Here is an 8832-nt window from a genome sequence, read left to right on the forward strand (position 1 = left end):
CGCCCCGGGTGCCGCGGTCGGCGCGGCCGGGGGGCCGCACCGGCGGGACCCCCGCACCGGCCGCCGCGCCGGGCGGCGGCGGACCGGCGCCGCTGGGGCGGTTCCTCGCCAAGGCCGCCGCCGTCACGGCCGGGCTGACCGCGGCCGGCGCCGTGTTCGGGCTGCTGCGCGACCAGACCATCGCGCACCTCTTCGGGGCCGGGCACGACAGCGACGCCTTCCTGATCGCCTGGACCGTGCCCGAGATGGCCTCGACGCTGCTCATCGAGGACGCCATGGCCCTGCTGATGGTGCCCGCGTTCAGCCACGCCCTGGCCCGCCGGGCCGCCAGCCGGGCCGGCCTCACCCGCAAGGAGGCCCGCGCGCAGGACCCCGTACGGCTGCTCGTCGCGGCCACCCTGCCGCGGCTCGCCGTCCTCCTGGCCGCCGTCGCGACCGTCATCTGCCTGGCCGCACCCCTGGTCGTCGGCGTGCTCGCACCCGGCCTGCCCCACCCGGAACTGGCCGTCCAGTGCACCCGGCTGACGGCCCTGACCGTGGTCTCCTTCGGCATCGCCGGGTACTTCAGCGCCGCGCTGCGCGCGCACCGGTCGTTCCTGCCGCCCGCAGCGATCTACGTCGCGTACAACGTCGGCATCATCGGCACCATGGTCGCCCTGCACACCCTGTGGGGGGTGCGGGCCGCCGCCGCCGGGGTCGCGGCCGGCGGACTGCTGATGGTCCTCGTCCAACTGCCCGCCTTCGTCCGCAACGTCGGCTTCGGTCCCTCCCGCGCCAAGGGCGCCGCGCGCCGCCGGCGGGACCGGGACCGGCCCACCCTCATCGCCTTCGGGGTGATCGCCCCGGTCATCTTCTTCGCCGTCTTCCGGCAGTCGCAGGTGCTGGTCGAGCGGTTCCTCGCGGCCTCCCTGCCCCCCGGGGCCATCTCGCACCTCAACTACGCGCAGAAGGTCGCGCAGATGCCGATGGTGCTCTCGCTGATGATCTGCACCGTCACCTTCCCCGTCGTCGCCCAGGCGATGGCCGGCGGGGAGCGGGAGAAGGCCCGCCGCCGCGTCGAGCAGGACCTCGCGTTGGCCTCCCTCGCCGTCCTCATGGGCGCCGCGCTCGTCATCGGGTACGCACCCCAGATCATCGAGGTCCTCTTCGAGCGCGGCGCGTTCAGCCACCAGGACACTCTCGCCACCGCCTCGATCATGCGGGTCTACGGACTCGGACTGCTCGGCCACTGCCTCGTCGGGGCACTGTCCCGGCCCTTCTTCTCGACCGCCCGGCCCATCTGGTTCCCGGCGCTCGCGATGGGCGCCGGACTGCTCGTCAACATCGTGGCCGGAGCCCTCGCCGTCGGCTGGTGGGGCACCTACGGCATCGCCGCCGCCAACGCCGCCGGCATCTCCACCACCGCCGTGCTCCTGCTCACCGGCCTCGGCTCCCGGATCATTGCCATCCACGTCCGCCGGGTCGCCGTCAGCGTCGGGCGGCTGGCCGCGGCCGCCACCGCCGCGTGCGCCACCGGCTGGATCGCCGGCCCGATGGTCCCCGACCCGATGCTCAGCGCGGCCCTCGGCTGCCTGCTCGTCCCGGCCATGTTCGGGGCCACCGGCATGGCCATACGCGCCCTCGAAGTCACTGCCCTGCCCGGTCAGATCTCCCAGCTCACGCAGAGGTTCCGCAATGTCCGCTGACACCGACACGGCGCCCGCCGCCATGGCGCCCGCCACCCGGGGGACCGCGTCCCCGTGGGTCCTGATGTACCACTCGGTCGCCGAGTTCACCGATCCCGCCGAAGACCCGTACGGGATCACCGTGACCCCGCGGGCCCTGGAGGCGCAGCTGCTCGGGCTGCGCGCCCGGGGACTGCGCGGGGTGTCGGTCGGGGAGCTGCTCCGGGCCCGCGCGGCCGGACGCGGCGCGGGCCTGGTCGGGCTGACCTTCGACGACGGCTACACCGACTTCCTGACGCGGGCGCTGCCGCTGCTGCGCCGCCACGGCTGCACGGCCACCCTCTTCGTCCTCCCCGGGCGGCTCGGCGTGGACAACGTGTGGGACCCGCTGGGGCCCCGCAAGTCCCTGCTCACCGCCGAGCAGATCCGCGAAGTCGCCGCGGCGGGGCAGGAGATCGGCTCGCACGGGCTGCTCCACCAGGACCTCACGGCGGCCTCCGACGACGTCCTCGTGCAGGAGCTGCGCGGCAGCCGCGACCTGCTGCGCGAACTGACCGGCGCCCTGCCGGAGGGCTTCTGCTACCCGTACGGGCACCTCGACGCGCGGGTCGTCGAGGCGACCCGGGCCGCGGGCTACGGCTACGCCTGCGCCATCGACCCCGGCCGGCTCACGGGCCTGCACGCCCTGCCCCGCACCCACGTCAGCCAGGCCGACGGCGGGGCCCGGCTGCGGATCAAGCAGCTGCGCCACCAGGTGCGGCAGCTGCGCCGGACGGTGGCCCGGTGAAGGCCGCCGGGGCCGGGGCCGCCGAGGCCGTCAGCGCCGTCAAGGCGCTCCACATCATCACCGGGCTCGGCGTCGGCGGCGCCGAGCAGCAACTGCGCCTGCTGCTGCGGCACATGCCGATGCGCTGCGACGTGCTGACCCTGACCAACCCCGGGCCCGTGGCCGAGGGGCTGCGCAGCGACGGGGTCAGGGTCGTGCACCTGGGGATGCGGGGCAACCGGGACCTGGGGGCGCTGCCCCGGCTGGCGCGGTTCATCCGCGGCGGGGGCTACGACCTCGTGCACACGCACCTGTACCGGGCCTGCGTCTACGGGCGCCTCGCCGCCCGCCTCGCGGGCGTCCGGGCGACGGTGGCCACCGAGCACTCCCTCGGCGAGTACGAGATCGAGGGCCGCCCCCTGTCGCGCGGGGTGCGGGCGCTGTACCTGGCCGGCGAACGGCTCGGCGCGGCGACCGTGGCCGTGTCCGACACCGTGGCCGCCCGGCTGGAGGGGTGGGGGGTGCCGCCCGAGCGGGTGCACGTCGTACCCAACGGGATCGAGGCCGCCCGCTTCCGCTTCGACGAGGGCGTACGGCGGGCCACCCGGGCCCGCACCGGGCTGCCCGAGCGGGCTTTCGTGGTCGGCGGGGTCGGCCGGCTCGTGCCGGGCAAGCGGTTCGACGTGCTGGTCCGGGCCGTGGCCGCGCTGCCGGGGGCGCACCTGCTGCTGGCCGGGGACGGGCCCGAGCGGGCGGCGCTGCGCCGGCTCGCGGCCGAGCTCGGCGCGCAGAGCCGGATCCACCTGCTGGGGGAGCGCGATCCGCTGGGGGACAGCGCGGACGGCCGCACCCCCGGCATCCCGGCCCTGCTGGCCGCCATGGACGTCTTCGTCTCACCGTCCAGGGAGGAGGCGTTCGGGCTGGCCGTGGTCGAGGCGCTGGCCGCCGGACTGCCGGTGCTGCACGTGACGTGTCCGGCCATCGACGACCTGCCCGCCCTCCAGGCCCCCGGCGCCCGCCGGATCGGGACCGGTACGGAGGAGCTGGTCGCGGCGCTGCGCGGCCACATGGAGGCGGGTGCGCGCCGGCTGCCGGCGCCGCCGGTGGCCCGCCGCTACGACATCGCGCAGAGCGCCCGGCAGCTCCTGGACGTGTACGCCCTGGCCCTGGCGGCCCCGGACAGTGGGCGGGACGGCGCGGGCGGGGGCCTCGGCGCACCGGGCACGGTGTCCGTGCCGTCGCCCGGTGCCTCCCGGGCGGGGCAGCGGTCCGAGCCGCCCGGCGCGTCCGGTACGGGCGCGAGCCGGGCGGCAGCGGGCGGGCCCGGCTGATCAGCCCCACCCGGCGGCCGCCGCGCGGCGGGCCGCCGGGAACCGAAGGAACTCCCCTCCACCCAGGAAGTGAGCACGTGATGGCCGATACCGCCGACCAGAAGAAGCCCGATCGGAGCGCGGACCGGAGCACCGACCGGGGCACCGACCGCAGCAGGGACCGGAGCACCGACCGGAGCACCGACGCCCGGCCGGACCCGGCGCCGGAGCCGAGGCCCGACCGCCGCTCCGCCAGGAACCGCCGGCGCAGGCCCTCACCGCCCCCGTGGTGGCCGCTGCCGGCGTGCGCCCTGCTGGGGCTGGCCGCGGGCGGCGCCTACGGACTGCTCAAGGCCCCTGAGTACGCCGCCACCAGTTATGTCGTCGCCGTCCCGGACGACACCACCGACCCGGCGACCGCCCTCGGCTTCGCGCAGGCCTACGCCCGTATCGCCACCAGCAGTTCCACCCTCGCCTACGCCCAGCCCCGCGCGGGCGTCGGCGTCCGCGAGCTGCGGACGCGGGTGCGGGCCGAGACCTCCCCCGAGTCGCCGATGATCGCCGTGACCGGCACCTCCACCAGCCCGGGCGAGGCCGCCGACATCGCCAACGCGGTCGCCGACGCCCTCTCCCTGAGCAGCAATCAGGCCGCCAAGAACACCGGTGTCCAACTGCTCCTCTTCAACCAGGCCGTGGCGCCGGCCGACCCGGTCTCCCCGTCCGCGCCGCTCAGCGGCGCCGTCGGGATGTGCGCGGGCGGTCTGCTCGGCGGGCTGTGGCTGCTGGCCCGCCCGGCCCGCGGCCGCCGCCAGGAGCCCGCCGCCGCGCCGGCCCCCGGGGCGCCCGGGGCCGAGGAGTACGCCTCGCTCCCGGCGCAGGGTGAGCACGCCGAGACCAAGGAGAAGGAGTCCGCGCGATGAATCCCGGCTCCGCCGGGGCCCTGTCGGTGACGCTGTGCCGCGACCCCCGGCAGTTCGCCGCGCTGGAGGAGTCGTGGAACCGGCTCTTCCGCGGCTGCCCCACCGCCACCCCGTTCCAGAGCCACGCCTGGCTGCACTCCTGGTGGCTGTCGTACGGCAGGGACGGCAGGCTCCGGCTCGTCCTGGTGCGCCGCGGCGGGCGACTGGTCGGCGCGGCCGCGCTGATGCTCGTGCACCGGCCGTTTCCGCTGCTGGTGCCGCTCGGCGGCGGTATCACCGACTACTTCGACGTGCTCGTGGACGCCGAGTACACCGACCAGGTCGTCCCGGCCCTGGCGCGCGGGCTGCACCGGGCCGCCCGCGGCGCGGTCGTCGACCTGCGCGAGGTACGCCCCGGGGCCGCCGCCGAGGGGATCCTCAAGCACTGGCCGGGCGTCGCCAGCACCCTCAGGGACTCCACGTGCATGGAGCTGCCCGCCCTGCCCTTCGACGAGCTGGTCAAGCGGATGCCGTCCTCGGGCGCCCAGCGCGTCCGGGCCAAGCTCCGCAAGACCGACGCGGCCGGGATCGAGGAGCACGAGGTCACCGAGCAGGAGGTGCCGCGCGCGGTGCGGACCCTGCTGCGGCTGCACGAGAAGCAGTGGCGCGGTCGCGGGGTGACCCCCGAGCACCTGCGGCCCCGGTTCGCCGAGCACCTGACCCGGGCCACCCGGCGGATGGTGCGCACGGGCGAGGGGCGGCTGACGGAGTTCCGGCTGGACGGGGAGGTCGTCGCGGCCAACGTCACGCTGCTGTCCGCCGGACTGAGCGGCGGGTACCTGTACGGGGCCGATCCGGACCTGCGGACGCGCAAGGTGGACGTGGCGGCGCTGCTGCTGCGCTACGAGGCCGGCCGCGCGCTCGCCGACGGCCGTCCGGTGGTGAGCTTCCTGCGGGGCAGCGAGCCGTACAAGAACCACTGGCGTCCGCAGACGGTCGTCAACCAGCGGTTCCTGCTGGCCACGACCGCGCTCGCACCCCTGCTGCGACTGCACGCGTCGCAGGTGGCGGGGCGCGAACGGGCCGTGGACGCGCTGCGGGAGGCGCTGCCGGCCGCCAGGGACTGGCGGGCGCGGCTCAACGAACTGCGGGTGAGATGACGCGTCTAGAAGGGCCAGATGCTGTCGTCCTTGGTCCAGTTGAGGGTGATGCAGACGGACTGGTTGCCGACGAGCTTGGAGAGCCACTCGCCGAAGCTGAGCGGTACGCACCACTGCTTGCTGTTGGCCGGCGGCAGCGGCGGTTCGGGCATGGGGGTGGGCTTCGGCGTGGGCACGAGCGGGCTCGGCACCGCGGGCGAGGGGGTCGGGACCGCCGGCGTGGGTGCGAGCGGGCTCGGGGTGACCGGGGTCGGAGTGACCGGGGCCGGGACCACGGGCGTCGGCAGGGGGACCACGGGCGTGGGCTCGGGGACCACGGGCGTCGGCAGGGGGACCACCGGTGTGGGCTCGGGGACCTCGGGCGTCGGCAGGGGGACCACCAGCGTGGGCTCGGGGACCTCGGGCGTCGGCAGGGGGACCACCGGCGTGGGCTCGGGGACGACGGGCGTGGGAACGGGGACCGCGGGCGACGGCACGGGGACCTCGGGCGTGGGCACCTGCGGGGTGGGGACGGCGGGCGTCGGGACCTGCGGCGTCGGTACGGCGGGCGTCGGGACGACCGGGGTCGGGACCACCGGGGTGGGGACCACCGGGGTGGGGACGACCGGGGTCGGGACCACGGGCGTGGGGACCACCGGGGTCGGGGTCACGGGGGCCGGCTTCCGCGGGGTCAGGGCGTCGCGGAAGGCCTTCGAGGACCGCGGGTTCTGCTTGCACTGCCACACGCCGTGCGGGCAGTAGTCGGTGATGGTGTGGTAGAGCGGCTTGTGCTCCGCGATCCACCCCAGCATGCGCCGCATGTACTCCGGATTGTCCCCGCGCCGGAACAGCCCCCACTCGGGGTAGGAGATCCGCTTGCCGTGCGCCTTCGCGAAGTCGACGTGGTACTGGAGCCCGAAGGGCTGGGTGATCTGGTCGTCGAAGGTCCGGCCCGGGTTCTGGTCGTACGAGTCCATGCCGATGATGTCGACCACGTCGTCACCGGGGTAGCACCGGTTCCAACCGATGGCGTCCGTGCCCCTGTTCGGCGCGAAGTCGAACCTGAACGCCTGCCCGGGCACGGAGCGCATCGCGGTGACGGCGCGCCTCCAGTACACCTTCCAGTTCTCCGGGTCCGGTGCGCACCGGTGGGTGTAAGTGATGCCGTTCATCTCCCAGCCGAGCACGATCACCGTGTCCGGGACGCCCAGCGACACCAGCCGCTCGGCGAGCCGCCGGAAGTGCCGGTCGAACTGGCCCTCCGCGCCCGCCCGGATCAGCTGGGCGACCCGCTGGTCGGGCACCCGGTCCTCGTTGCGCTCCTGCATGGGCACGTTGAGGACGAACATCCGGTCCTCCCGGGCCCGGCGCCACGCGGCCCAGTCCGCCAGGAAGCCGACGTTCCCCTCGATGCCGGCCCACTGGTCCCCGGGCAGGTAGGTGTGGCCGACCCGGATCTCCTTGCCGCCCAGCCAGCGCGACAGGTGCGGGATCCGGGCGACCCCGGGCGGCCCGAAGTCGAGGTAGGCGCCCATGGCGATGTCGGAGCCCGGGGCGCGGTCCTCCTCCGGGGCCGCGAGCGCGGCCCCGGTCGCGAGCAGTCCGACCGCGACGGTACCGATACAGGTGCTCACCAGTCGGCGGCGTGGTCTGGGCATGGCGTCTCCCGGGCTTTCCTGAATCGGTGTGCTTACCAGAGACGTTAGGCAGTAAATCTGACGAATGGCCTGTTCGGTGACCGCGGGGTAGGCCATTCGCAGGCGCGTATCCACCCCGCTTGGTCCGACTAGGTGAAAGACCCCGATGCCATGCACGCGTTCGCCCACCACGTGCCCGCCGTCCTGCTCCGACTCGACCGCAATCCGTTCCACCACGGAACCCTCGGCGCCGTCCGGTCCCTCGGCCGCAGAGGCGTGGAGGTCCATGCCGTCGTCGAGGCCGGGGGAGGCCCCGTGCGGCGCTCGCGCCATCTGCGCGCCGTGCATCCCGGACCGGTCGGCGGCGTCGACCCCGAGGCACCGGAGACGCTGCTGGAGTGCCTGACCGGGGTGTCGGAGCGGATCGGCCGGCCGGCCGTGCTCGTCGCCATGGACGACCTGAGCGCCATCGCCGTGTCCCGGGCCGCATCCATGCTGACGGACCGTTTCCGGATCCCCCATCAGCCCGACGACCTGCCGGCCCGGGTGGCGGACAAGGCCGAGCTGTCGCGGCTGTGCGCGCGGTGGGACGTCCCGCACCCCGAGACCGTGATCCCGGCGAGCGGGGCGGCGGCCGCGGAGGCCGCGTGGCGGCTGGGCCTGCCCGTGGTCGCCAAGTGGAGCCGGCCCTGGCTGCTGCCGGCCGCCGCCGGACTGCGCAGCACCATGCTGGTGCACACCCCGGCCGAGGCGCGCCGGCTCCACGAGCGCTCCGCCGAGGCGGGGAGCCGGCTGCTGCTCCAGCGGTTCCTGCCGGCCGGGGCCGACACCGACTGGTTCTTCCACGGCGCCTTCGGACGGGGCGGCCGACCGCTGCTCGTGGGATCGGGCCGCAAGGAGCTGTCCTGGCCGGTGCGGACAGGACTGACGGCGATGGGGCGCTGGCTCCCGGACCCGGCGGTGGAGGAGGCCGGGCTGCGGCTCGCCGAACGGCTGGGCTACCAGGGGATCCTGGACCTGGACTTCCGCCGGGACGAGCGCGGGGTCTTCCGGCTGGTCGACTTCAACCCCCGCCCGGGGGCGCAGTTCCGGCTGTTCACGGACACGGCCGGGCTGGACGTCGTCCAGGCGATGTACCTCGACCTGACGGCCCAGCGCGTCCCGCAGCCCTCGGGCGGTCCGGGCCGGGTGTTCGTCGCGGAGAACTACGCGCTGCTGTCGGCGCTGCGCCTCGCGGCGGGCCGGGCGCGTCCCACGGCGCGACCGGCGGCCCCGGCGCCGCTCCCCGCGGCCGTCGGGACGGGAGTCGCCTCCCCGCCACCGCCACCGCCACCGCGACCGCCGACTGGCCCGGCTCCCGCGGCGGGCCCGACGGCGGACCGGGCGGCCGGCGACGCTGTCGGGGCCGGGGCAGGGG

Annotated in this window: 7 protein-coding genes; 6 read left to right on the forward strand and 1 reads right to left on the reverse strand. The window is 75.6% G+C overall.

Features of this window, described 5'->3' with window-relative positions:
• The 5 genes from murJ to ACFWUQ_RS30320 form a co-directional block, all read left to right on the forward strand.
• A partial coding sequence (gene murJ, locus ACFWUQ_RS30300) for a murein biosynthesis integral membrane protein MurJ (RefSeq protein WP_384544405.1) occupies window positions 1-1685 on the forward strand: 1685 nt, incomplete at its 5' end.
• On the forward strand, window positions 1675-2451 hold the full coding sequence (locus ACFWUQ_RS30305; protein ID WP_384544407.1) for a polysaccharide deacetylase family protein: 777 nt from the start codon (window positions 1675-1677) through the stop codon (window positions 2449-2451). The genes murJ and ACFWUQ_RS30305, both read left to right, overlap by 11 nt.
• Complete coding sequence (locus ACFWUQ_RS30310; RefSeq protein ID WP_384544409.1) at window positions 2448-3761, forward strand: glycosyltransferase; 1314 nt, start codon at window positions 2448-2450, stop codon at window positions 3759-3761. Before ACFWUQ_RS30305 ends, ACFWUQ_RS30310 begins: the two co-directional genes overlap by 4 nt.
• An 80-nt stretch (window positions 3762-3841) precedes the next feature.
• Entirely contained in the window at window positions 3842-4660 is an 819-nt protein-coding gene (locus tag ACFWUQ_RS30315; protein ID WP_384544411.1) for a lipopolysaccharide biosynthesis protein, read from the forward strand.
• Window positions 4657-5799, forward strand: a complete 1143-nt coding sequence (locus ACFWUQ_RS30320; protein ID WP_384544413.1) for a GNAT family N-acetyltransferase — start codon at window positions 4657-4659, stop codon at window positions 5797-5799. The genes ACFWUQ_RS30315 and ACFWUQ_RS30320 overlap by 4 nt, the downstream gene beginning before the upstream one ends.
• Window positions 5800-5804: 5 nt before the next feature.
• Here the strand turns inward: ACFWUQ_RS30320 and ACFWUQ_RS30325 are convergent, their stop codons facing one another.
• Window positions 5805-7436, reverse strand: a complete 1632-nt coding sequence (locus ACFWUQ_RS30325) for a glycoside hydrolase family 26 protein (protein ID WP_384544415.1) — start codon at window positions 7434-7436, stop codon at window positions 5805-5807.
• 150 nt (window positions 7437-7586) lie between these two features.
• Here ACFWUQ_RS30325 and ACFWUQ_RS30330 point away from each other — a divergent pair.
• A partial coding sequence (locus ACFWUQ_RS30330) for an ATP-grasp domain-containing protein (protein WP_384544417.1) occupies window positions 7587-8832 on the forward strand: 1246 nt, incomplete at its 3' end.

This window comes from Streptomyces sp. NPDC058662 (assembly GCF_042716255.1).
In the GTDB taxonomy this organism is placed as follows: domain Bacteria; phylum Actinomycetota; class Actinomycetes; order Streptomycetales; family Streptomycetaceae; genus Streptomyces.